Genomic DNA, 22,822 nt, shown 5'->3' on the forward strand with positions numbered 1-22,822 from the left:
ATTGAAGAACGAAATCGGCGCTGTCTGCGGCCGGAGCGGGGTGGGCGCGGCGCGGGCCGCTTCCCGGTCGTGCGGGAAGCGGCCCGGAGTGCACTCAACGGACGCCGGCCTCGTCGAGCAGGCGGCGGGTTACCTCGTTGTGGTCCTGGATCAGGCCGCGGGCCGCGAACCAGTTCGTGACGTTCTTGACGTCGCGGGCCAGCAGGGCCGGGCCGTTCGGGTTCGCGACCACGTCGATCACCTGGGGCAGGTCGATCACCACCAGGCGGCCCGCGTGGACCAGCAGGTTGTACGGCGACAGGTCGCCGTGCGCCAGGCCCGCGCGCGCCAGCACCGTCAGTGCGTCCATCAGCTGGTCCCACAGCGTCTTCAGCTCGACCGGCGATGGGCGCAGCTGCGCCAAGCGCGGCGCGGCCAGGCCCTCCTCGGCGTCGCCGATGAACTCCAGCATCAGCTCCGTGCCGCGGAGCTGCACCGGGTACGGCACGGAGATCGCGCCGTACGACGTGGCCACCTCCCACAACCGCGAGAGAGCCGCGAACTCGGCCGCCGCCCACTGACCCGCGATGAGCTGCCGGCCGAAGGAGGTCCGGCCGGCCATCGCGCGGTTCTCGCGGGAACGCCGCATCCGGCGTCCTTCGAGGTAGCCGGCGTCGCGGTGGAACATCCGGTGCTCCGGCTCCCGGTACCGCTTCGCCGCGAGCAGGCAACTGCGGTCGGTGTCCGGGATGCCGCGCCGGACCAGGAAGACGTCCGCTTCCTTGCCGGTCTTGAGGATGCCCAGCTCGACGTCGACCGCGGCCAGTTCGGTCACGACCCACGGCGGGCGGGGCGAAGGGCCGTGCATGGCGTCGTCCCAGGTCGACCAGGCGTCGCCGGTCTCCGGGGTGTCAGTGTCGGCGTTGGTGTCGAAGGCGACGGGCGTGCGGTGCCGCGCGCGCTTCAGGAACTGTGGGTCGTCGTCGTCGAAACGACGTTTGCCGGAACGGCCACGAGGCGCCGGCTCGAACTCGTGCTCACGCAACGGAGGAACTCCTGAGTCAAGAAGGAAGAGGGCAGCGAAAAGTTGGCGACAACGACAGCCACAGAACTCACCCCTTCCAACTCGACGACCCCACGAGCGCGCGTCACGGCGCCGAAGGTCCGGTTCACCTAGTCCGCGAGTCTCCCGCCACCGAGGCGGGAGCGCAACCGAATTATCCGGCCAGGACGGCGGCCATTGCGGGCAGGAACCCGCCGGCCGTCGCGGTCGGCTCGAAGCGCGACTCCATCCAGCGGCGGCCGCGGTGCAGCCAGACGCTGGGCAGGCCCATCTCGGCGGCCGCCCCGATGTCGGTCTCCGGGCTGTCCCCGACCACCCAGGCGCCGCTGATCCGCATCCGTACGCGCTCGGCCGCGAGGGTGAAGATCCTGGGGTTGGGTTTGCTGACCCCGACCTCCTCGGAGATCACCCAGTCGGCCACGTAGCGGTCGAGACCCGTACGCCGGATCGTGGTGTCTTCCTGTCGGGTGGCGCCGTTGGTCACCAGCACCGGCACCCAGCCGGCGTCGTCGGCGATCCGCAGCGCGCAGGCGACGAGCGGGTCGAGCCGGCTGTTGGCGACCACGCCCTCGCGCATCTCGTCGACCAGGTCCACCGACGAGGTGGTCAGCCGGTAGCGGTCGCGGATCGCGTCGGCGACGTCCCACCGGTCGGTCAGCCCGTCCGCGTCGACCGACATCAGCCAGTCGAGGTCAGGAGACGGCGCCCCGATGCCGTCTAGGAAGCGTTCTGCCCAGCCGCGGAAGGCACCGGTCCGGTCCAGAACGGTGTTGTCCAGGTCGAGGAACATGAGGGGCACTCGCGCACAGTACGGGACGAGGCCGATCTCTCAAAACCCCAGCAATGTAAACAATCTTGGGCCGATGACGGACGATCGCCGACCCGCACCGAGGCGGGCCGGCGATCACCGGGCGGGGACGCTGGTCAGGCGTTGGCTCTGCGGATCGCCGCCATTCCCCCGAGGGCGGCCGCCGCGGCCACCAGGGCCGGCCACCCGACCAGCAGGCTGATCTGGTGCTGGGTGCTCAACCAGTGCCAGACGTCGCCCCACCAGCCCTGCCAGGTGACCAGCGCGGCGAGCAGGCCGAGCACCACGATCGCGATCGCGCCGGTGGCGAACAGGCCGTTGGTGCCGTACCGCACGTACCAGACCGCCGCGAAGACGCAGAGGAAGTTCAGGAACAGGAACGGGACAGCGTAGACCAGGATCTGCAACAGTCCATTGGAGACATCGATGTACGGAACGCGGAAGAAGTGCAGGCCGATGCCGAAGCCGTTGGTGCCGCCCTCGATCAGGTTGAGCAGGTAGAGCAGCACGCCGTAGACGACCGCCTGCACCACGTTGACCAGCACGGTCGCGAGGTAGAAGGTGCGTCGCGTGACGCCCATGCCGAGCGCGAAGGGGAACACCTGGCTGATCGAGGCCGCCGCGACGATCGCCGCGACGACGTAGAGGCTGGACAGCCCGCCCGTGCTGGTCTTGCCCGGCGAGGCCTCGTCGATCGACGCGAAGATCAGGATGTTGACCGCCAGCGAGGCGCCCATGATGCCCCAGGGCCACAGGAGCTGGTTCACCCAGGCGACGGTGTGCATCCGGGCGACGTCGAGGACGCGGTTCATCGGTCGGTCTTCCTTTCCATGGTCAGGCGCACGACGGCCTGCTGCAGCGACACCGGCTCCAGGTCGATGCCCAGCTTCTTGGCCCGGATCCGCTCGGCGTTGTCGAACGAGCCGCGCAGGGTCGCCCGGACCACGCCGCCGAGTCGCTCCCGGTGCAGCACGACGCGGCCGGTGGCGAACTCGTCTACAGCCTCGGCCGGACCGGTCGCGTCCATCACCTCGCCCCGCAGTTCCTCGGTGTCGGCGTCGAGCACCAACTTGCCCCGGTCGAGCAGCAGCACGTGCTCGATGAGGTCGGCGACCTCGTCGATGAGGTGCGTGGACAGCACGACGGTGCGCGGGTGCTCGGCGTAGTCCGCCAGCAACCGGTCGTAGAAGAGCTGCCGGGCGACGGCGTCGAGGCCGAGGTACGGCTCGTCGAAGAAGGTCAGCGGTGCCCGCGCCGCCAGCCCGACGGTCACGCCCAGCGCGGACGTCATGCCGCGCGACAGCTTGCGCACGTCCCGCGTGCGCGGCAGGGCGAAGTCGTCCACGAGGGACTGCGCGAAGTCCTCGTCCCAGTTGGGGAACAGGTGCCGAGCCAGGCTCAGCACGTGCTTCACCTTGTACGCCTGCGGGTACTTCTGGCTCTCCTTGATGAACACGACCTTCATGAGCGAACGTTCGTTCTCGTACGGGTGCTCCCCGAAGAGCTGGAGCGAGCCCGAGGTGACGCCCGTCTGGCCGGTGATCAGCTGCATCAGCGTGGTCTTGCCGGCGCCGTTGCGGCCGAGCAGGCCGTAGATCGCGTTCTCCTCGAGCGTGAAGCTGACGTCGTCGAGTGCGGTCACGTCCCGGTACCGCTTCGTCAGGCCGCTTGCCGCCACGACAGTCATTCCGCCGCCTCCCAGGTCTCGATCAGTTTCTTGAGCTCTTCCGTGCCGATGCCCAACTTGCGGGCCTCGTCGACGAGCGGGCGCACGTACTGCGCCGCGAAGTCCAGCCGGCGACGCTCCCGGAGCGTTTCGCGGGCCCCCGTTGCCACGAACATTCCGATCCCCCGGCGTTTGTAGAGGATTCCGTCATCGACCAGGCGGTTGATTCCCTTGGCGGCGGTCGCCGGATTGATCCGGTGGAACGCCGCCAGCTCGTTGGTGGACGGCACCTGGGTCTCCTCCGCGAGCGTCCCGTCGATGATCGAGTTCTCGATCAGCTCCGCGATCTGGACGAAGATCGGGCGGTCGTCATCCATCTCGTTGGCTCGTCGGTTCATTACTCATGTAACTAACCATGCAACCGACGAAGCCATGATGTCAAGTGGTGGTGGTCGCAGGGCCCGGCTCAGCGAGCGGTGAGAACGCGGCGTCCGCCCAGCTCACGGCGGTCGCGCAGCATCGTGTGAGCGGACCGCACCCGGGTCAGCTCGGTCGGGTCGAGGGTCGCCACGACGACCTCTTCACCCTCGTCGGCGGCCCGCACCAACGCGCGCCCCTCCGGGTCGTAGACGGCCGCGCCGCCGTTGAACGACCAGTCGGCGTCGCCGCCCACGGAGTTGGCGAACACGACGTACATCGTGTTGTCGAGCGCCCGGGCGGCGTAGTAGACGTCGCGCCGGTGCGCCGAGCCGACCACGTAGCCGCTCGGCGCGAGGTAGCCGTGCGCGCCGTCGTCGGCGGCCGCCCGGCCGTGCTCCGGGAAACAGCCGTCGTAACAGATGCCCAGGCCCAGCCGCCAGCCGTCCACCAGCAGCGTGGCACCGGCCGTGCCCGGGGTGAACAGGGCGTTCTCGTCCGGACCCCAGAGGAGCTGCTTGTCGTACGCGGCGACGGCGGCACCGGTGCGGTCGACCACGACCGCCGAGCAGCTGCGTCGCCCGTCCGCGTGGCGGACCGAGGCGCCCACGACGACCACGAGCTGGCGGTCGCGCGCCGCCGACCGCAGCGCGTCGAGCCGGCCGTCGTCGATCTCCCCGGTGGCCGCGGCCGACAGGTCGGTCGCGCCGGGATCGGCGTGCAGGGTCGGCGGGTGGTACGCGCAGAGGAAGAGCTCGGGCAGGACGACCAGGCGGGCACCGGCGTCGGCGGCCTGCCGCACAAGGCGGGCACCGAGCGAGGCGTTGTGGACGAGGTCGCCGGGCACCGGCGTCGCCTGGGCGGCGGCGACCGTCAACGGAGTCGCCGGCGGGGTGTCCACGGCGGCATCCTACGGCGAGAATCGCTCTTGTGGAGGACGCCTTCTACCGGCCGACCGGAGACCCGTCCCGGTTCGAGTCGACCGCGCTCACCCAAGGGCCCTGGGGCGCCGGCCTGCAGCACGCCGGCCCGCCGTCGGCACTGCTCACCCGGGCCGTCGAAGGGCTGCCCAGCACGCTGTCCGGCGAACCCCACCTGGCCCGGCTGACCGTCGACATCCTCGGCGCGGTGCCGGTCGAGGAGCTGACGGTGACGGCCGCGGTCGTCCGCCCCGGTCGCTCGGTCGAGCTGGTCGAGGCGTCCGCCACGGCCGGGGGCCGGACCGTCCTCACCGCGCGGGGCTGGCGGATCCGGCGTACTCCCCTCGACCTGCCCCGCGCGGCCCAGCCGCGCTCCGAGCCCGCGCCGATGCGCCCGGCCGCGGCGAGCATCTTCGGCGACCCGGCCTGGCAGACCGGCTATCTCGGTGCGGTCGAGTGGCGGTTCATCTCCGGACACTTCGAGAAGCCGGGGCCTGCGCTGGTCTGGGCCCGGCCCCGGGTGCCGCTGGTCGCCGGCGAGGTGATGTCGCCGACGCAGCGGCTGGTCGCGGTCGCCGATTCCGGCAACGGGCTGAGCCGGGTGCTCGACATGGCCACCTGGTGGTTCATCAACACCGACCTGACCCTGCACCTGCACCGGCCGCCGGCCGGCGAGTGGATCTGCGTGCGCGCCCGCACCACCCTGTCCGAGGGCGGCACCGGGCTGGCCACCACACTGCTCTACGACGACGGTGGCGCGGTGGGCCAGGGTGCCCAGGCACTGCTGGTCGGACCGCGGCCGTGACACGCAAGCCGTACGTACGGATTGCAAGACCGATGGTCACCTGACACCATCGACACGTGCCCCGCGTGAGCCAGAACCAGCTCGACGCCCGCCGCCACGAGATCCTGGCCGCGGCGCGCGCTGCTTTCGCTCGCTACGGCTACGAGGGTGCCACGGTGCGCCGGCTGGAAGAGGAGACCGGGCTGTCCCGGGGTGCGATCTTCCACCATTTCCGTGACAAGGACTCGCTGTTCCTCGCCGTCGCGGAGGACGACGCGGCCGCGATGGTCGCCACCGTCGCCCGCAACGGCCTCGTCCAGGTGATGCGCGACCTGCTAGACCAGGCCGCGTCACCCGACACCACCGGTTGGCTCGGCAGCCAGCTAGAGGTCTCCCGGCGGCTGCGCACCGACCCGGAGTTCGCCAAGCGCTGGGCGGTGCACTCGGCCGCGATCGCCGAGGCCACCCGCGACCGGCTGGCCCGGCAGCGCGCCGCCGGCGTCCTCCGCGACGACGTCGACCTCGACGTGCTGGCCCAGTTCCTGGAGCTCGCGTACGACGGACTGGTCCTGCATCTGGCGATGGGTCGCCCGGCCGGTGACCTCGGCCGCGTACTCGATCTCGTCGAGGAAGCCGTTCGCCGGGCGACCGCCTAGCAGTTACTTCGCCGTTACCTCAAGCGCCCGTGCGCGGTCTTATGCCGGGTGGCGCCGCGACTCCACAATGGGCACAACGTCCTGCGAGACACGGGGAGCCCGCGATGACAGTGGCAGCGTCCGGCGACACCTGGGGCATCTCCGGCCCCACCTTCCTGGGCATCTACCTCGCGCTGGTGGTGGCGGCGATCGTCGTCACCGCGATCATCCGCTCCGCGCTCACCCGAGGTCCCGCGGGGCCGGGCTGGCCCAGCCTCGCGCCGGAGCAGGTCGCGTTCCTCAACGGCGGGGCGCTGCTGGCGACGTACACCGCGCTCGGTGGCCTGCGTCGCGGTGGCGCGATCGGGGCCAACCCGGACCGCACCCTCGTGCCGACAGGGCCGCTGCAGGCGGGGTCGACACCGCTCGACACGGCCGTCTACAACGCGGCCGGCAAGCGCCTGCGGACCCGGCAGCTGAGCGGCGACCCGTGGGTGGCGAGCGCGCTCGACGACATCCGCGGCAGCCTCGAACGAGGCGGGCTGCTGCTGTCGCGGGGCCAACGCCGCGCATCGCGGCTCGCGGCGCTGGTGCTGTTGCCGGTGATCGTCCTGGGCGCGGCACGGATCTCCGCCGGCCTCGCCAACGACCGCCCGGTCGGCTTCCTCAGCCTCCTGGTCGTCCTCTCCGTCATCTGGATGCTGGTCAGCCTGACCCGGGCGAAGCGGCAGACCAAGGCGGGCAAACGGGCGCTCACCGGCCTCCGCGGCACGCACCACCACCTGGCGCCCGGGCAGACGCCGAGCTACGCGACGTACGGTGCCGGCGCGGCGGCGATGGGCGTCGCCCTGTTCGGCGCGTCGACGCTGTTCCTGCTCGACCCCGCGTTCGCGGAGGAGGCCGAGATCAACCGTCAGGTCAGCACCGGAGGATCGGGCGATGGCGGCTCCTCCAGCGGCAGTTCGTGCAGCGGTGGCAGTTCGTGCAGCGGCGGCAGCTCCTGCGGCGGTGGTGGCGGCTGCGGCGGCGGCGGGTGCGGCGGATGAACCCGTTCGTGGCGCTCTACCTGGGTCTCGGGGCCGGCGCGGTCGGGGTCGCCGCGTTCGTCCGCTACTGGGTCGCCCGCGGGGCGGTCGACGACCCGCACCACCGAAGGCTCGGCCCGGAAGAGGTCGCCTACCTCAACGGCGGGCCGAAACTGGCGATGATCGCCGCACTGGGCGGCCTGCGCCGAGCCGGCGCGATCGACACCCGACCGGACCGCACGCTCGCCCAGGCGGGCCGGATGCCCGTCGGGTCGACGCCCCTGGACACAGCGCTCTACAACGCCGCCGGCATGCACCGGCGGGTACGCGACCTGCTCGGGGACGCCCTGGTCGCCCGCGCGATCGACGACGCGCGCCGCGGCCTGGAGGACGCGGGCCTGATTCCCACCCGGCGGGACCGCAGGCAGGCCCGTCTCGCCGCTCTGCTGGTCGTGCCGGTCCTCGCGTTCGGAGGCGCGCGCATCGAGCAGGGTCTGCGGCACGACCGACCCGTCCTGTGGCTGGTGCTGATCAGCGCGGTCCTGCTCACCTGGCTGGTCTGGAGCCTGCGGGAGCTTCCCATCACGACCAGGGCGGGCCGGCGGGCGCTGGCGCGACTCCGCTCGGCCCACAGCCACCTGGCGCCCGACCACCACCCGAGCTACCCGACGTACGACGCCCCGACCGCGGCGATGGGCATCGCGCTGTTCGGCGCGTCGTCGCTGTACCTCGTCGACCCGGCGTTCGCCGACGACGCCGAGGTCCACCAGCTGCGGGTCGAGACGTTGATCGGCCCGACGGGCGCGGTCGGCACCGGCTTCACCAGCCACGACTTCGGCTCGTCCGGTTGCGGCGGAGGCGGAGGCTGTGGTGGTGGCAGCAGCTGCGGCGGGGGCGGGGGTTGCGGTGGCGGAGGGGGTGGCTCGTGACGGACTACGGCGTGGGGATCGGCTGGCGGCCGGAGATCGCCGGGTTCGTCGCCGAGCTGCCCGGCCTGCGGTTCGTCGAGGTGGTCGCCGAGTCCGTGCACGACCACGGGCCGGTGCCGCAGGGGCTGGCTGACCTGCGGGCCAAGGGAGTCGCCGTCGTTCCGCACGGGGTCAAGCTCTCGCTCGGCGGTGCCGAGCCGGTCGACCCGGCCCGGGTCACCCATCTGGCGTCGGTCGCCGAGCGCCTTGAGGCTCCGCTGGTGAGCGAGCACATCGCGTTCGTACGCGCGGGCGGGGTCGAGGCCGGGCACCTCCTGCCACTGCCCCGCAGCCGGGAGGCGGTGGACGCGCTGGTGGCCAACGTCGCGCGTACGCAGGCCGAACTGCCCGTCCCGATCGCCCTGGAGCCGATCGCGGCGATCTTCGACTGGCCCGACGACGAGCTGACCGAGGCGCAGTTCCTGACCGAGATCCTGGACCGCACCGAGGCGCTGCTGCTGCTCGACATCGCCAACGTCTACGCGAACGCCCGCAACCGGGGCACGGAACCGCTCGCGCTGCTCGACGCACTGCCGTTGGAGCGGATCGCGTACTGCCACGTCGCCGGCGGTGCCGAGGCCGGCGGCATCTACCACGACACCCATACCCACGCCGTGCCGGAGCCGGTGCTGGACCTGGTCGCCGCGCTGTGCGAGCGGCGGCGGCCACCGGCGCTGCTGCTGGAGCGCGACGGCTCGTACCCCGCCGCCGACACCCTGCGGGCCGAGCTCGACGCGATCGCGGCCGCGTCCGGCTATCCGGTCGTCACGTGACCGGCGACCTCGCGGCCCGGCAGGCGGCGCTGGTCGCCACGCTGACCTCGGGCGCACCCGTACCGCCGGGATTCGATCCTCGGCTCGTCGGGGTGGCCCGGGACGCGCTGCTGCGCAAGCGGGCCGGCGACGTCGCGCGGGCGTGGCCGATGCTCGCGGCGGCGCAGGGCGACCGGTGGCGCACGGTGTTCCTGGCGTGGGCGGCGCACCGACCGACCAACGGCTCGCTGCGTGACGGGTGGGACCTGGCCCGGTCGCTGGCCCCGCTCACCGGCACGGCCGCCGCCGAGCTGGCGGCGCGGGAGGCCGCCTGGCGGTACGACGGCCGGAGCGCCCCGGTGCCCCGCGGCCGGCTGTCCGGATGGGCCCGCCGCCGGCGATTTGATCCACTCTGGGAGAGTGGACGGCTGTGGACGCGCTTACGGTCGAAGGGCTGACCCGCCGGTTCGGCAACCTCGTCGTGCTCGACGGGCTGAGCTTCGCCGTGCATCCGGGGCAGGTGGGTGCCGTGCTGGGCGCCAACGGCTCGGGCAAGACGACCCTGCTGCGTTGCGTGATCGGCGCCGACCGGCCGGACGAGGGTGTGGTCAGGATCGGCGCGAAGCGCATCTACGAGACCGACGCCTGGGCTCGTTCGATCATGGCCGCGGCGCTGGACGACATCGACTTCTTCCCGGACCTGTCGGTCTACGAGCATTTGGCCCTCCTGGCGTACGCGCACGGCGACGGCGGCGACCCGGTCGACGAGGTGCTCGGTGAGCTCGGTCTGGAGGGCGCCTGCGACCAGCTGCCGATCACGCTGTCCAGCGGCCAGCGGCGCCGCCTCGCCCTGGCGTCCTGCCTGGTCCGGCCCCGGAAGGTGCTGATCCTGGACGAACCGGAGCAACGCCTCGACGTCGCCGGCCGGGCGTGGCTGACCGACCGCCTGCTGCGGGAGAAGGCGGCCGGCACGGCGGTCCTGATGGCGTCGCACGACGCGGAGCTGGTCGACGCGGTCGCTGACGTCCGGATCGGCATCGGCGGGTGACGACGACCGCCCTGGTGCCCCCGCCCGGAACGGCGCCACCCCCGTCCGGCGAGCTGAAGGCGCGGCTGCGCAAGGCCCGCCGCCGGCACCGCAACCGTTCGATGGGCGACCTGCTCACCGACCTCTACCTGATCGCCTTCCTGATCGCGATCTACGGCTGGGCCGCGGTCGACTCGGCCGGTGACTTCCTCCATCGTCAGGTGGCGGCGGCGCCGGCCGATCCGGGCGCCCGCTACTGGATCGCGGTCGGCGCCGGGCTCGCGCTGGCCGGGTTCGTCTGGCAGGGCCTGACCGCGGTCGGTCCGCTCCAGGTCGGCCCGGCCGTGCAGAGCTGGCTGGCCAGCACGCCGCTGTCCCGGCGCGCACTGCTGGCGCCCCGGTTCACGGGGCTGGCGCTGGCGGCGGCGTTCGGTGCGGCGCTGCTCGGCGCGGCCGGCGCGGCGATCGGCCGGTCCGGCGGCTACGGGTGGGCGGCGCTGGCGGGGCTCGCCTGGGGCACGACGTTCGCGGCAGGCACGGTGGCCGTGCAGGCGTCGCGCGTCCTGGGCCGTCGCTGGCCCGCCTGGTCGCTGGCCGGTGCGGGCGGCCTGCTGGTCCTGCTCGTGGTGCTCGCGCACGACCTGTGGGACTGGGCACCGGCAGCCCCGGGGACGTCTCTGCTGCCGGCGGTGGCGGTGATCGGCGTGCTGCCGGCGGCGGTGCTGCTGGTGCTGGCGGTGCGAGCCCTGCCGCTGATCGACCGGGCGTCGCTGTCCACGGGCGCCCGCTTCGCCTCGGCGGCGTCGTCGGCGATCCTGCTGCTCGACCCGTCGATGCTCGCGGCCGTGGTGGAGAACCAGCGGTGGCGCGCGGTCGGCCGGGTACGCAGCCGCCGCTTCCGGCGCGGCCCGCGCTGGTGGGTGCTGCTCCAGGCCGACCTGCGGCGGGTCGGCCGCACCCGCGCCGCGCTCGCCTGGTGGGCGGTGCTGGTGCTCGCCGTGTACGCCGTCGCCGTCGCGCTGCCCACGGTCGGCGGCGCGGTCCAGGTGATCGCCGCGTACCTGGCCGCAGACCGGTTCGCCGGCGGCCTGCGCGGCATCTCCCGCTCGGCCGGCCTGCGACGGGCGATCGGCGGCAGCGACGCGTCGTTGAAGCTCGTCCACCTGGTCGTACCCGCGCTGGCCGCGACCCTGTGGTGGCTCGCGACGGTGCCGGCGGTCGGCGCCGGGCCGCTCTGGCTGGCCGCGCTGCTGGTCGTCGGCGTGGCCGCCACGGTCTACCGGGCCGCGACCCGAGGCCCGATGGCCTACGGCGGCGCGGTCGCCGAGACCCCGATGGGCGCGATCCCGGTCGACCTGATCCGCCAGGTCGTCCGCGGCCCGGACCTGCTCTTCGTGCTGGTAGCCGTACAACTCCTGGTGAGGTGAGCCGTGGTTCCTGACGACGTGGTCGTGGCGGTCGAGGAGTTCGCCGCACGGATCGACGCGCTCGCACCGGCCTCTGCCGACCCACCCGTCCCGGTGACCGTGACGTTGAGCCCGGCCGCGGCCCGCGCCCTGGTCGAGGCGCTGCGGTCCTACCACGACCCACGCGACCACGGCCGCTGCGACCAGTGCGGCACGGGCTTCCTGGACGAGACCTTCACGTGCACGTGGTGCGGCCAACCGGCGGGCCTCTTCGGCCAACTGGTCCGCGAACGCCTGTCCCGCCACCAAGCGGACTGAAGCTCTATTCCCCGGCGGAAGCGCTGACGGTCATACCCGGTGTGCCGAGAGCGGGGACCTGTCGCCGACCAGCCACAGGTGACCGAACGGGTCCAGGAAGCCGCCCTGGCGGTGGACGCCCCACGGCGTGTCGTGGTCGCGGATCTGGTCGACGCTGCCGTCGGCTCCGGCCGCCACCGCGCGGGCGATGAAGGCGTCGGGGTCGTCCACGAAGACCTCGACGCGCACTGTTCTGGTGCCGGCGGCTGCCGGGGTGTCCCAGCCGTTGTGCTCCGGTTGTCCCAGGAAGAACGGGGCGCCGCCGACCGTCAACCCGACGACCCCGCCGAGGTTCCACAGCTCGGTGGCGCCGAGCGCCTCCGCGTACCATCGCGCGGCTGCCGTCGCGTCCGGCACGGCCAACATCAAGGAGAGAACGGGGCGCTGTTCTGCTGGTGTCATGAGCGGTCTCCTCGGCAGCGGTCGGCAACTGGGACGGACACAGCATGCCGCAGCTGGGCGAACTCCCGGGCCAGGTCGGCGATCTGGAAATGGGCGTTGAGGCCGCTCGGGTTGGGCAGGATCCAGACGCGGGACGGGCCGGCGGGGTCGTCCTGCGGGCCGATCTTCGCCTTCGGGCGGCGGAAGGCCGCGCGGTAGGCGGTCACGCCGAGGATCGCGATCCAGTGCGGCCGCCACTGCTCGGCCTTGGCGGTGAGGGCCACTCCCCCGGCGGCCCGTTCGGCGGCCGTCAGCTCGTCGGCGCGGGCGCTGGCGCGGTCGACCAGGTTCGTGATGCCGAGCCCGTCGTCCAGAAGGGACAGTTGCTCGGCCGGGTCGAGCTGGCGGTCGGTGAAGCCGGAGCGGTGCAGCGCCGGCCAGAAGCGGTTGCCCGGGCGGGCGAAGTGGTGGCCGGTGGCGGCCGAGTAGAGCCCCGGGTTGATGCCGCAGAACAGCACCCGCAGGCCCGGTGCGATCACGTCGGGCAGGGTCAGGTTCACCGCTGCGGCCAGTTGGGCCTCGGTGGGGCGGTCGGGCCTCACAGGGCGCGGATCAGGCCGCCGTCGATCGCGATCGACGAACCGGTCACATAGGAAGCCGCCGGCGACAGCACGAAGGCGGCCGCCCGACCGAACTCGGCGGCGTCGCCGATCCGGCCCAGGGGCACGTCGTCGCCGGCGCCTGCGCGGGGGCGGGTCGGGTCGTCGGGGTCGCCGTAGGTGTCCCGGGTGCGGTCCGTCAGGAAACGACCCGGAAGCAGGCTGACCACGCGTACGCCGCGCGGGCCGAGCTCGTCGGCCATGTCCTTGGCCACCCCGACCAGGCCCGGGCGGAAGCCGTTGGAGATGCCGAGGTTGGTGATCGGGGTGCGGGCCGAGGAGGACAGCACCAGCGCGATCGCGCCACCGGGTCCCAGGGCGGCGGCGACCACCCGGGCGGTGCGGACGGCGCCGAGGAAGACCGTCTCGAACGAGCCGCGCCACTGGTCGTCGGAGGCGCCGAGGGCGGTGCCGGCGGGCGGGCCGCCGACGGAGATCAGGGCACCGTCGAGCCGGCCGAACGCGTCGTGGGCCAGGGCGACCAACCGGTCCGGGCAGTCGTCGTGGGCGAGGTCGGCCACGAGACCGCGCGCCTGGTCGGGACCGCCGAGCTCGGCGATCGCCTCGTCGACGTGGTCGGGGTGGCGGGAGCAGACGACCACGCGGGCACCGTCGGCCACCAGACAGCGCGCGGTGGCGAGGCCCAGACCCCGGGTGCCGCCGGTCAGGACGTACACGCGGTCAGCAAGCCCAAGGTCCATGCCAGGATCCTGCCGCACCCGCGCGCCGCTCACAACGCGGGCTATTCGCCGGTGATCGGAACACGATCGGGCTGGGCAGGTGGGGACGGCGTCCCTCGGCTCGGGGTCCGATGCGGGTGACCAGGGCCGCCCGCGGCACCTCGACCAGGTCGACCCGCTCCGGGTCGGAGAGCCGGGTCGCGTGCTGCCGGAAGCCGACCAGGTCGGCGGCCGGTCGGGTGCGCCAAGGCGTGATCGGGTGCGTGTCATCAAGGGTCTAAGGCGCCTTTTTCATGATCGTGTGCGGCAGGTCGAGACGATCGACGGCGTGTCGGCCAGACCATCCTCACATGATCATGGACGGGTCGGGTCGCGGTCTCGATGTGGCGCACACGATCACTGTGCACGGCTCGGACCATGATCCGACATCGAGGTGACCCACGCGGGACTGAGCCTGGGCGGCCTGCCGCTACCTGCTTGGACCCACCCGTACCCGCCGGGACCGCGATGATCGGCAGGACAACCCTAGGCCCGGGCGCGGAGGACTTCGGCGGTCGCCGGGTCGGCCGGGAAGAAGGCCTCGACGGCCAGGCCGGCGACGGTGACGTCCAGCGGCGTGCCGAACAGCGTCGTGGTGCTGAAGAAGGACAGCTCCGTGCTCTCGTGGCGGTAGCGCAGCGGGACCACGACACCCGGGACCGCGTCCTCGGCCGGTGCCGCGTGGCCGCCCGGATAGCCGCGCAGCTCCTCGAGCAGCTCGTGCAAGCCGGCGTCGTTCGTGGTCGTCGCCTGTTGGCGCAGCCGGACGAGCAGGTGGGCGCGCCACTCCGGCAGGTTGCTGATCCGCGGCGCCATGCCGTCGGGGTGGAGGCTCAGCCGCAGCACGTTGACCGGCGGCGCCAGCAGGTGCGGCGCCGCGCCGGCGGTGAAGAGGGAGATCGCCGGGTTGGCCTCGACCAGGTGCCAGTGCTCGTCGACGAGCGCCGCCGGGTACGGGCTGTGTCCGTCGAGGATCTGCCGCACCGCGGCGCGTACCGGGGCCAGCTCTGGATCGTCGAGCTCGTGCCGCGGATAGGCCGGCGCGTGGCCGCCGGCGAGCAGGATCGTGTTGCGCTCGGCCAGCGGGATGTCGAGCTGTTCAGCCAGCCGCAGGATCAGCTCCGGGCTGGGCCGGGAGCGACCGGTCTCCACGAAGCTGAGGTGCCGGGCCGAGATCCCCGTCTCGATCGACAGGTCGAGCTGGCTCATCCGGCGGCTCCGGCGCCAGTCCCGGAGCAGCTCTCCGACCGGTCGCCTCGGCCTGGTCATCGTCGTCACCACACCGACGCTAACGACCGCTGTGCGGCGGGACCATTACCTCCGAGGTAATCGACACCGCACCGCCGCCCCGGCAACCATCTCTCCCAGAACGGCACCGACGAGGAGGAGATTGAGATGGCGACGATGTACGACGAGCTGGCGGAACGCTACATCGCGGTCTGGAACGAGACGGACCCGACCAAGCGGCGCCGCGACATCGACGACCTGTGGGCGCCCGAGGGCCGCTACGTCGACCCGCTGGCGGTGGCCGAGGGCCGGGCCGCGATCGACGCGACGGTGGCCGCGGTGCAGGGCCAGTTCCCCGGCATGACGTTCCGGTTGGCCGGCCCGGTCGACGGCCACCACAACCAGGCCCGCTTCACCTGGGAGCTCGGCCCCGCCGGGGGCGAGGCGCCGATCGTGGGTTTCGACGTGGCGACCACGGGCGACGACGGCCGCCTGACCCAGGTGCTGGGCTTCCTGGACCGCGTTCCCGAGGCGGGCTGAGCCCCTAACGCAAGCTCAGGTAGTGGGCGCGCTGCTGCGGTTCGAGATGCTCGATCGCGAACCGCAGCACCACCCTCGGAGCAGTGGCGGCATGGCGGTCGAGGAATGCGACAAGCCGTGGTCGGTCGTGCTTGCCGGCTTCCCGCAGCATCCCGCCGACCACGGTCCGCACGAACTCGTGCGGATCGTCGACCAACATCTCGGCGAGGGCGAACGTGTCATCGAGCTGTCCGGCCCGCACGAGCCCGAGGGTGGCCATCATCGCGATCCGGCGCTCCCACCAGTTTTCGGATCGCGCGAGCTCATAGAGCGTGTCGCGAGGCTTGTTGACGAGAAAGCCGCCGACCACTTGGTGCGCGCTGAGGTCGACGAGATCCCAGGTGTCGATCCGATCGGTCCGGCGCAGGTAGAGCGCGAACAGGTCGGCGCGCAGGGCTTCGGTGGTCTTCTTGTGTACGGCCTGGTTTCCCATGATGCGCAACGCACCGACCCGCACCAGATGGACGTCCGAGTCCAACAGCCGGTCGAGCTCGGCGACGGGCAGGTCACCGAACCGCTTGGCGAGCGCGAACACGTCCCCCATCCGGACGCTGTCTCGCCCAGCCGGCGGCCGGAGCGCCGCGACCTGCTCCGCGAACCCTGCGGCGGTGAGCTCCGATCCGGTCATCCGACCACCTTCGCCGCTCAACGACATCCTGTCGATCCCGCGTCCGGCGACAGTCCACCCGCAACCGATGGCCTCCCACCGGGGTGGGCCGCATACCGGGCCGGCTCGCCGCGTCGCGCCGGGTCGCCCGCGTCGTTCGTGGCGCGACCTCGTGGTGGTGGTGCGCGGGCCGCGCGCGTGGCCGACGCGGTCGGCTTCGTGAAGGTACTGCCGCCGAAGGCGGACCGGAAATCCCAACCGGGGCCGCCGCCCACGGTCACGAGCCCGACCCGAAACGGGGCCGCCTGAGCTGGACCGGTGCGGGGCCGTAACGCTCCCGCGCGCAAGGCCGACCGAGTGCAGCCACAACGCCAGCCGCGAGGCGGCCCGCGTGCAAGACGCGGACTTTGTGCTGGGCGCAGGTTGGACCGGGTCCGGCCCACAAATCGCGGGGAGGTGCGGCCGCGCGCAAGCAGCGGACCTGGTGCAGGCCACAAGGCGACCGCGCGCAAGGCGGACCGGGCCATCGCGATAACGTCGGCCGCAGGGCGGCTGCGCGCAAGCGCGAGCCCGGTGCGGGCCGCAACGCGGGCAGGCTCTCGACCGCCAGCACGGCGGTCGCGGATCCCGCGACGCGCGCTAGTCGCGGGCCGTGGCGGGGTCTCGGACCGTGACGATGACTTCTGGGTCTTCGTCGGTGTAGGGGGTTGGGGAGTCGGCTACCGCGAACTGGGTCCGGTAGAGCTCCGCGTAGAGCCCGTCCTTAGCGACCAGGTCTTCGTGGCGGCCGCGTTCCACGATGTGGCCGTGGTCCAGGACCAGGATCTGGTCCGCCTCGCGGACCGTTGACAGGCGGTGGGCGATGACCAGGGCCGTGCGGCCCGACAGGGCCGTCGAGAGCGCTCGTTGGACCGCGGCCTCGGACTCTGAGTCGAGGTGAGCTGTGGCCTCGTCGAGGATGACCACCGACGGGGCCTTGAGCAGCAGGCGGGCGATGGCGATGCGTTGTTTCTCGCCGCCCGAGAAGCGGTAGCCGCGTTCGCCGACCATCGTCTCCAGGCCGTCGGGCAGGTCGCGGACCAGGTCCGCGATCTGGGCGCCCGCCAGGGCAGCCCAGATCTCGTCGTCGGTCGCGTCGGGCTTCGCGTAGCGCAGGTTCTCGGCGATCGTCTCGTGGAAGAGGTGCGCGTCCTGCGTGACGACGCCGATCGAGTCGCGCAGCGAGTCGAGGGTCGCCTCGCGGACGTCGACGCCGCCGACCAGGACCGCGCCGCCGCTCACGTCGTAGACGCGCGAGACCAGCATCGACGTCGTGGACTTGCCCGCGCCGGACGGGCCGACCAGGGCGACCATCTCACCGGGCGCGACCGAGAACGAGATGCCGTGGAGCACCGGGTCGGAGACCGTGCGGTCGAGGACCGCGACGTCTTCGAGGGAGGCCAGCGACACCTCCGCCGCTGACGGGTAGCGGAACGAGACCTCGCGGAACTCCACCGAGCCCGCGTCGCGCGGGATGGCGACCGCGTCGGGCTTCTCGGTGATCGCCGGTGTCAGGTCGAGCACCTCGAAGACCCGGTCGAAGGAGACCAGCGCGCCCATCACGTCGACCCGGACGTTGGACAGGGCGGTCAGCGGCCCGTAGAGCCGGGTCAGCAGCAACGCCAACGTGACCACCGTGCCGGCGCTGACGGCCCCCGTCACCGCGTAGTAGCCGCCCAGGCCATAGGTCAGCGCCTGAGCCAGGGATGCCACCAGCAGCATCGCGACGAAGAAGGTGCGGGAGAACATGGCCTGTTGGATGCCGATGTCGCGGACCCGCTCGGCCCGCTCGCCGAACCGCCGCGCCTCTAGCTCGGGCTTGCCGAACAGCTTGACCAGCAGCGCGCCGGAGACGCCGAACCGCTCCGTCATCGTGGCGTTCATCTTGGCGTCGAGGTTGTATGACTCCTTCGTGATCGCGGCCAGCTTCCGCCCGACCCGCCGGGCCGGGATGATGAACATCGGAAGCAGCGCGAGGGACAGCAGGGTGATCTGCCAGGAGAGGGTGAACATCACGACCGCGGTGAGCACCAGCTGGATCGTGTTGCTGACCACGCCGGAGAGCGTGGAGGTGAACGCGCGCTGCGCGCCGAGCACGTCGTTGTTGAGCCGGCTGACCAACGCGCCGGTCTGCGTGCGGGTGAAGAACGCCAGGGGCATCCGTTGGACGTGGTCGTAGACCCGGGTGCGCAGGTCGAGGATGATGCCCTCGCCGATGCGCGCCGAATACCACCGTTGCGCGAGCGAGAGCAGCGCGTCGACGACCGCCAGGACGGCGATCAGCACCGCGATGCGGACGATCTCGGCGGCCGCGCCCGAGCCGCCGCGGGTGATGGTGTTGACGACCCGGCCCGCCAGGATCGGCGTCGCGACGCCGATGGCCGCGCCGATCACCACCGTGAGCAGGAAGACCGACATGTCGAGGCGGTATGGTCGGGCGAACCGCATGATCCGCCGCCAGGTGCCTCGGGCGAGCTTGTGGGTCGCGATCGAGTCACGGTCGCGCTCGGCGCGGAGCATCGTCCACGCGTTCATTCCGCCCGGCGGAGTCACCCCGCACCCCCTAGCTGTCGGTTGACGGGGTCAGTCTCCCCGACGGGTACGACAACATTGGGGGTAATCCGGATCTTCCCGAGGAGCCCCTACTCCCCCAGCCCGGCCAGATCGCGGAGCCGGCGGACCTGCGCCTCGCGCTCGGCCGCGAGCTGCTCGGGCCACGACCGCGACGCGGCGCCGGAGAGCAGTGCCTTCATCTCCACGACGGCATCGCGCGGCGCGGCCAACACCGCCGCGACCAGGTCGGAAACGGCGGAGTCGAGCTCAGCACGGGGCACGACCACCGTGGCGAGACCGAGCCGCAGCGCCTCCTCGGCACTGATCCGCCGAGCCGTAAGGCAGATCTCCAGCGCCCGGGCGTACCCGACCAGGTCCACGAGCCGTTTCGATCCGGCCAGGTCGGGGATCAACCCGAGCGTGATCTCGGCCATGGTCAGCTTCGCGTCGTCGGCCAGGACTCGCAGGTCACAGGCGAGCGCGAGCTGGAACCCCGCGCCGATCGCGTGCCCCTGCACCGCGGCCACCGAGACGATGTCGGGCCGGTGGAGCCAGGTGAAGCCCTCCTGGGCCGGCTGGATCCGGTCAGCGGCGGAGGCGGGCGGCAACGACGTGAGCTCGGCGATGAACCCGGGCCCACCGGAGGAGACGTCGAGGCCGGAGGAGAACGCCCGCCCCTCGCCCCGCACCACGACGACGCGCACGTCACCGGGCAACGAGCGACCGATCTCGCGCAGAGCGGCCCAGGTGTCGGGCGTCTGTGCGTTGAGCACGTCGGGCCGGCGCAACGTCACCGTCGCGACCGGCCCGGCGTGGTTGAGCTCTACCCCGCTGGTGGTCATCGCGGGCAACGATCCACGACCGGCGGGAAACCGGGAGGGATGGGGGTCAGGCCTTCTTGCGGCGGCGTGCTCCGCCCCGCTGACGAAGCTGGACGCCCGATTCCGTCAGGACCCGGTGGACGAAACCGTAGGAACGACCGGTCGAGGCCGCGAGGGCGCGGATGCTCTCACCGGAGGTGTACCGCTTGACCAGGTCCTTGGCCAGCGTCTGCCGCTCGGCCCCGACGATCCGGCGACCCTTCTCAGTGCTGGTGGCTGTGCCGGTGGCTGCCATGTTGATTCCTCACGTCCCAGACTGTGCGGTTTCATGCGGTCCCACCTATTAGACCGCCTCGGACGATCATGCGCTAGATATCAACTCTTCGCCAACCGACACGCACGGTACTGTCGGCAACCCGATACCGTGATGGCCCGTGACGCCTGAGGAGGCTCGAGCCGCGCATCGGGACGAGCGAACCGACCTCGTCGGGTGGCTCGTTCTGGCCACCGTCGGCGCCCTCGCGACGTGGCTCGCGGTGCGTTTCGGCGCCCGCCTCGGGACCGCCGGAGCACCCTTCCTCGGCGAGTACGCGCTCACGATCTCGCTGGCCAGCGTGCTTGCGCCGACGGTCGCCGCCGGGGTCGTGGCAGCCGCCTACCGGGGGTGGTGGGAGCGCATGAATTGGCCGCTCGTGCTGCTTTCCGGGTGGCTCGTGGCGGTGCTCTGGATGGTGTCGCTCGCCGTCGTCAACGGCCGCGACGGACTCACCAACCCATTGATGGTGCCCGATGACTATCTGGCCGACGCCACCCGAGTGGGTGACCATCCTCTTCACTATCTGCGGGGTTACACCACCGAAGGGATGATCCCTTCCGTGGTCGCCCGGGGCCATCCACCGGGGCCGATCCTTCTGCTGTGGGCGTTGACGCGCATCGGTGTCACGGACCGTATCGGACTCGGCCTCCTGCTGACCGCGGTCGGGGCCGCCGTCGTACCCCTGGTGCTGTTCGCGGTTCGCGGCGTTTGTGGTGATCTGGCGGCCCGCCGGTACCTGCCGGTGCTCGTCCTAGCCCCGTACGCCGTCTGGCTGGCCGGCGGCGTCGAAGGCGTCGTAGCGGTCCTCGGCGCGGCCATGATCGCGGCCGGCGTGCACGCCTCCGACGAGCGCCGCACCGGCATCCGCGCCGGCATCTGGGCCAGCGTGACCGGGCTCCTGCTCGGCATCGCAGCGCTGTTCGCCTACGGCGCGCCCTGGCTGGGCCTGGCCGCGGCCTTCCTGTACTTCGCCCGGCGCCGGGCCGCGCTGAACCTGTTCACCGGCCTCGGCGCGCTGATCCCGGTCGTCACCGCCGAACGGCTCGGGTTCAACTGGGTCGACGGGCTGATGGACGCCCGCCACGATTTCGCCGTACGCGTCGAACCGCACCGGTCCGTGCTCTGGTGGAGCGGGATCAGCCTGGTCGTGCTGCTGCTGACGGCCGGGCCGGCGCTCTATGCCAGTTTGCGCAAGTCGCGCAACACGCCCGGCTGGCCGTTCCTGGTGGCGGCCGGCATCGGCGTGCTGTTCACATTGGTCAACGGCCTGGCCCGCGGCGGCGCCGAGACGTCCTGGCTGCCGTTCTTCCCCTGGCTGACGATGGCCGCGGTGGCACCCCGCCGCCAGGGCGGCGAGACCGTGCCGACCCCGCTGCTCCTGGTCGCGGCCGGCGCGGTCACCGCCATCGTCATCAAAGTGATCTTGACCTAGAAAGTCTCAAGCGAGCTCGACAAGCTCCAGCAGGTCGTCGCTCCACGCGTCCTCGTCGCCGTCCGGCAGCAGGATCGCGCGGTCGGGCTTGAGCGCGAGCACGGCACCCGGGTCGTGCGTGACCAGCACGATCGCGCCCGGGTAACGGGCGATCGCGTCGAGCACCTGCTCGCGGCTGACCGGGTCGAGGTTGTTCGTCGGCTCGTCGAGCAGCAGCACGTTGGCACCCGAGCAGACCAGCGTGGCCAACGCCAGCCGGGTCTTCTCGCCACCGGAGAGCACGCCCGCCGGCTTGCTCACGTCGTCGCCGCTGAACAGGAACGCGCCCAGGATCCGGCGCAGGTCGCCGTCGGTCTGGTCGGCCGCCGCCGAGCGCATGTGCTCCAGCACGGTGCGGTCGACGTCGAGCGTCTCGTGCTCCTGCGCGTAGTAGCCCAGCCGCAGCCCGTGGCCCGCCACCACCTCGCCGGTGTCGGGCGCGAGGACGCCGGCCAGCATCCTCAGCAGTGTGGTCTTGCCGGCACCGTTGAGGCCCAGGATGGCGACCCGCGAGCCACGGTCGACGGCCACGTCGACGTCGGTGAAGATCTCCAGCGACCCGTAGGACTTCGACAGGCCGGCGGCGGTCAACGGGGTGCGCCCGCACGCCGCCGGCTCAGGGAAGCGCACCTTCGCCACCCGGTCGCCGACCCGCTGGTCCTCGAGGCCGGACAGCAGCTTCTCGGCCCGCTTGGCCATGTTCTGCGCGGCGGTCGCCTTGGTCGCCTTGGCCCGCATCTTGTCGGCCTGCGCCTTGAGGGCACCGGCCTTCTTCTCCGCGTTGGCCCGCTCCCGGCGGCGCCGCCGCTCGTCGGTCTCGCGCTGTTCGAGATAGGTCTTCCAACCGACGTTGTACGTGTCGACGACGGACCGGTTGGCGTCGAGGTACCAGACCTTGTTGACGACCGCGTCGAGCAGCGAGACGTCGTGGCTGATCACGATCAGGCCGCCCTTGTGCTGGGCCATGTAGCCCCGCAGCCAGACGATCGAGTCGGCGTCGAGGTGGTTGGTGGGCTCGTCGAGCAGCAAGATGCCGGCGCCCTCCTCACCCGCGTCGCGGAACAGGATGCGGGCGAGCTCGATCCGGCGGCGCTGACCGCCGGAGAGGGTGCCGATGGTCTGGGCCAGCACGCGGTCGGGCAGCCCGAGGTTGGCGCAGATCCGGGCGGCCTCGGCCTCGGCCGCGTACCCACCGAGCGAGGCGAACCGCTCCTCGAGCGAACCGTAGCGGCGGACCAGGGCGTCGGTCGGGTCCTCGGCGAGCTTGGCCTCGACGACCTGCATCTCGGAGAGCAGGGTGTCCAGCCCGCGCGCCGACAGCACGCGGTCGCGGGCGGTGACCTCGAGGTCGCCGGTGCGCGGGTCCTGCGGCAGGTAGCCGACGACGCTGGTGCGCTCGACCTGGCCGGAGTAGGGCGTGCCCTCGCCGGCCAGCACCTTCAGCGTGGTGGTCTTGCCGGCGCCGTTGCGGCCGACCAGGCCGATCCGGTCGCCGGGCTGCACGCGCAGCGTGGTGTCGGACAGCAGGATCCGCGCTCCGGCGCGCAGCTCCAGCCCGGTGACAGTGATCATCAGAAACGCTCTCTCTGTGAGGAAGGCTGACTTCGGGCACGCAAAAGCGCCGATCGGGCTCGTTCCCGTCG

Annotated in this window: 26 protein-coding genes; 11 read left to right on the forward strand and 15 right to left on the reverse strand. The window is 72.1% G+C overall.

The genetic code is table 11. The annotated features are described in order from the left end of the window. Nucleotides 1-94: 94 nt before the first annotated feature. The 6 genes from AB0J88_RS34090 to AB0J88_RS34115 form a co-directional block, all read right to left on the reverse strand. Complete coding sequence (locus AB0J88_RS34090) at nucleotides 95-1,024, reverse strand: RIO1 family regulatory kinase/ATPase (RefSeq protein ID WP_364349218.1); 930 nt, start codon at nucleotides 1,022-1,024, stop codon at nucleotides 95-97. Between the two features lie 172 nt (nucleotides 1,025-1,196). Next, nucleotides 1,197-1,841 (reverse strand): HAD family hydrolase, encoded by a 645-nt coding sequence (locus tag AB0J88_RS34095; protein WP_364349215.1) that lies wholly within the window; start codon nucleotides 1,839-1,841, stop codon nucleotides 1,197-1,199. A gap of 125 nt (nucleotides 1,842-1,966) precedes the next feature. Further along, nucleotides 1,967-2,662, reverse strand: a complete 696-nt coding sequence (locus AB0J88_RS34100) for an ABC transporter permease (RefSeq protein WP_364349213.1) — start codon at nucleotides 2,660-2,662, stop codon at nucleotides 1,967-1,969. Continuing rightward, nucleotides 2,659-3,537, reverse strand: a complete 879-nt coding sequence (locus AB0J88_RS34105; RefSeq protein ID WP_364349210.1) for an ABC transporter ATP-binding protein — start codon at nucleotides 3,535-3,537, stop codon at nucleotides 2,659-2,661. Before AB0J88_RS34105 ends, AB0J88_RS34100 begins: the two co-directional genes overlap by 4 nt. After that, nucleotides 3,534-3,893 carry a GntR family transcriptional regulator gene (locus tag AB0J88_RS34110; protein WP_364349207.1) on the reverse strand — a complete coding sequence of 120 codons (360 nt, stop codon included), beginning with the start codon at nucleotides 3,891-3,893 and terminating at the stop codon, nucleotides 3,534-3,536. Before AB0J88_RS34110 ends, AB0J88_RS34105 begins: the two co-directional genes overlap by 4 nt. Before the next feature lie 89 nt (nucleotides 3,894-3,982). Beyond that, the gene (locus tag AB0J88_RS34115) at nucleotides 3,983-4,834 is read right to left on the reverse strand and encodes a carbon-nitrogen hydrolase family protein (RefSeq protein ID WP_364349204.1); all 852 of its coding nucleotides are present in this window, start codon (nucleotides 4,832-4,834) and stop codon (nucleotides 3,983-3,985) included. Nucleotides 4,835-4,863: 29 nt separating this feature from the next. On the opposite strand from AB0J88_RS34115, the gene AB0J88_RS34120 reads away from it, so the two are divergent. The 9 genes from AB0J88_RS34120 to AB0J88_RS34160 all read left to right on the forward strand — a co-directional run bounded on the left by AB0J88_RS34120 (nucleotide 4,864) and on the right by AB0J88_RS34160 (nucleotide 11,768). Next, nucleotides 4,864-5,658, forward strand: a complete 795-nt coding sequence (locus AB0J88_RS34120; protein ID WP_364349201.1) for a thioesterase family protein — start codon at nucleotides 4,864-4,866, stop codon at nucleotides 5,656-5,658. A 56-nt stretch (nucleotides 5,659-5,714) separates the two neighbouring features. Further along, nucleotides 5,715-6,293, forward strand: a complete 579-nt coding sequence (locus AB0J88_RS34125; RefSeq protein WP_364349198.1) for a TetR/AcrR family transcriptional regulator — start codon at nucleotides 5,715-5,717, stop codon at nucleotides 6,291-6,293. 104 nt (nucleotides 6,294-6,397) lie between these two features. Then, nucleotides 6,398-7,318, forward strand: coding sequence for a TIGR04222 domain-containing membrane protein (locus tag AB0J88_RS34130; protein ID WP_364349195.1), 921 nt, complete (start codon nucleotides 6,398-6,400; stop codon nucleotides 7,316-7,318). Then, nucleotides 7,237-8,226: a TIGR04222 domain-containing membrane protein gene (locus tag AB0J88_RS34135; protein WP_364738125.1), complete on the forward strand. Its 990-nt coding sequence runs from the start codon at nucleotides 7,237-7,239 to the stop codon at nucleotides 8,224-8,226. The genes AB0J88_RS34130 and AB0J88_RS34135 overlap by 82 nt, the downstream gene beginning before the upstream one ends. Next, entirely contained in the window at nucleotides 8,223-9,038 is an 816-nt protein-coding gene (locus tag AB0J88_RS34140; RefSeq protein ID WP_364349189.1) for a DUF692 domain-containing protein, read from the forward strand. The genes AB0J88_RS34135 and AB0J88_RS34140 overlap by 4 nt, the downstream gene beginning before the upstream one ends. Continuing rightward, nucleotides 9,035-9,475, forward strand: a complete 441-nt coding sequence (locus AB0J88_RS34145; RefSeq protein WP_364349186.1) for a hypothetical protein — start codon at nucleotides 9,035-9,037, stop codon at nucleotides 9,473-9,475. The genes AB0J88_RS34140 and AB0J88_RS34145 overlap by 4 nt, the downstream gene beginning before the upstream one ends. Further along, the gene (locus AB0J88_RS34150) at nucleotides 9,448-10,065 is read left to right on the forward strand and encodes an ABC transporter ATP-binding protein (RefSeq protein ID WP_364349184.1); all 618 of its coding nucleotides are present in this window, start codon (nucleotides 9,448-9,450) and stop codon (nucleotides 10,063-10,065) included. Before AB0J88_RS34145 ends, AB0J88_RS34150 begins: the two co-directional genes overlap by 28 nt. Beyond that, nucleotides 10,062-11,471: a DUF6297 family protein gene (locus AB0J88_RS34155; protein WP_364349181.1), complete on the forward strand. Its 1,410-nt coding sequence runs from the start codon at nucleotides 10,062-10,064 to the stop codon at nucleotides 11,469-11,471. The genes AB0J88_RS34150 and AB0J88_RS34155 overlap by 4 nt, the downstream gene beginning before the upstream one ends. A 3-nt stretch (nucleotides 11,472-11,474) precedes the next feature. After that, the gene (locus AB0J88_RS34160; protein ID WP_364349178.1) at nucleotides 11,475-11,768 is read left to right on the forward strand and encodes a hypothetical protein; all 294 of its coding nucleotides are present in this window, start codon (nucleotides 11,475-11,477) and stop codon (nucleotides 11,766-11,768) included. A 30-nt stretch (nucleotides 11,769-11,798) separates the two neighbouring features. Here AB0J88_RS34160 and AB0J88_RS34165 read toward each other — a convergent pair whose 3' ends face one another. The 4 genes from AB0J88_RS34165 to AB0J88_RS34180 all read right to left on the reverse strand — a co-directional run bounded on the left by AB0J88_RS34165 (nucleotide 11,799) and on the right by AB0J88_RS34180 (nucleotide 14,835). After that, nucleotides 11,799-12,209, reverse strand: coding sequence for a VOC family protein (locus tag AB0J88_RS34165; RefSeq protein ID WP_364349175.1), 411 nt, complete (start codon nucleotides 12,207-12,209; stop codon nucleotides 11,799-11,801). Continuing rightward, nucleotides 12,206-12,790: a G/U mismatch-specific DNA glycosylase gene (mug, locus tag AB0J88_RS34170; protein ID WP_364349172.1), complete on the reverse strand. Its 585-nt coding sequence runs from the start codon at nucleotides 12,788-12,790 to the stop codon at nucleotides 12,206-12,208. Before mug ends, AB0J88_RS34165 begins: the two co-directional genes overlap by 4 nt. After that, nucleotides 12,787-13,548 (reverse strand): SDR family oxidoreductase, encoded by a 762-nt coding sequence (locus tag AB0J88_RS34175; RefSeq protein WP_364349169.1) that lies wholly within the window; start codon nucleotides 13,546-13,548, stop codon nucleotides 12,787-12,789. Before AB0J88_RS34175 ends, mug begins: the two co-directional genes overlap by 4 nt. 504 nt (nucleotides 13,549-14,052) lie before the next feature. Then, nucleotides 14,053-14,835 (reverse strand): helix-turn-helix transcriptional regulator, encoded by a 783-nt coding sequence (locus AB0J88_RS34180; RefSeq protein ID WP_364349430.1) that lies wholly within the window; start codon nucleotides 14,833-14,835, stop codon nucleotides 14,053-14,055. Nucleotides 14,836-14,961: 126 nt separating this feature from the next. Between AB0J88_RS34180 and AB0J88_RS34185 the strand changes: the two genes are divergently transcribed. Beyond that, entirely contained in the window at nucleotides 14,962-15,333 is a 372-nt protein-coding gene (locus tag AB0J88_RS34185) for a nuclear transport factor 2 family protein (protein WP_364349166.1), read from the forward strand. Between the two features lie 4 nt (nucleotides 15,334-15,337). On the opposite strand, the gene AB0J88_RS34190 is transcribed toward AB0J88_RS34185, so the two are convergent. The 4 genes from AB0J88_RS34190 to AB0J88_RS34205 form a co-directional block, all read right to left on the reverse strand. After that, nucleotides 15,338-16,000 (reverse strand): DNA alkylation repair protein, encoded by a 663-nt coding sequence (locus AB0J88_RS34190; protein ID WP_364349163.1) that lies wholly within the window; start codon nucleotides 15,998-16,000, stop codon nucleotides 15,338-15,340. 618 nt (nucleotides 16,001-16,618) lie between these two features. Continuing rightward, nucleotides 16,619-18,553 carry an ABC transporter ATP-binding protein gene (locus AB0J88_RS34195; RefSeq protein WP_364349427.1) on the reverse strand — a complete coding sequence of 645 codons (1,935 nt, stop codon included), beginning with the start codon at nucleotides 18,551-18,553 and terminating at the stop codon, nucleotides 16,619-16,621. 107 nt (nucleotides 18,554-18,660) lie between these two features. Then, a complete protein-coding gene (locus tag AB0J88_RS34200; protein ID WP_364349160.1) occupies nucleotides 18,661-19,413 on the reverse strand; it encodes an enoyl-CoA hydratase/isomerase family protein in 753 nt (250 codons plus the stop codon). Between the two features lie 46 nt (nucleotides 19,414-19,459). Then, nucleotides 19,460-19,687 (reverse strand): helix-turn-helix domain-containing protein, encoded by a 228-nt coding sequence (locus AB0J88_RS34205; protein WP_085066491.1) that lies wholly within the window; start codon nucleotides 19,685-19,687, stop codon nucleotides 19,460-19,462. A 139-nt stretch (nucleotides 19,688-19,826) separates the two neighbouring features. On the opposite strand from AB0J88_RS34205, the gene AB0J88_RS34210 reads away from it, so the two are divergent. Next, complete coding sequence (locus AB0J88_RS34210) at nucleotides 19,827-21,140, forward strand: hypothetical protein (protein WP_364349157.1); 1,314 nt, start codon at nucleotides 19,827-19,829, stop codon at nucleotides 21,138-21,140. Between the two features lie 6 nt (nucleotides 21,141-21,146). Here AB0J88_RS34210 and AB0J88_RS34215 read toward each other — a convergent pair whose 3' ends face one another. After that, nucleotides 21,147-22,751 carry an ABC-F family ATP-binding cassette domain-containing protein gene (locus AB0J88_RS34215; protein WP_364349154.1) on the reverse strand — a complete coding sequence of 535 codons (1,605 nt, stop codon included), beginning with the start codon at nucleotides 22,749-22,751 and terminating at the stop codon, nucleotides 21,147-21,149. Nucleotides 22,752-22,822: the final 71 nt, after the last annotated feature.

This window comes from Asanoa sp. NPDC049475, assembly GCF_040676915.1.
Classification (GTDB): Bacteria; Actinomycetota; Actinomycetes; order Mycobacteriales; family Micromonosporaceae; genus Asanoa.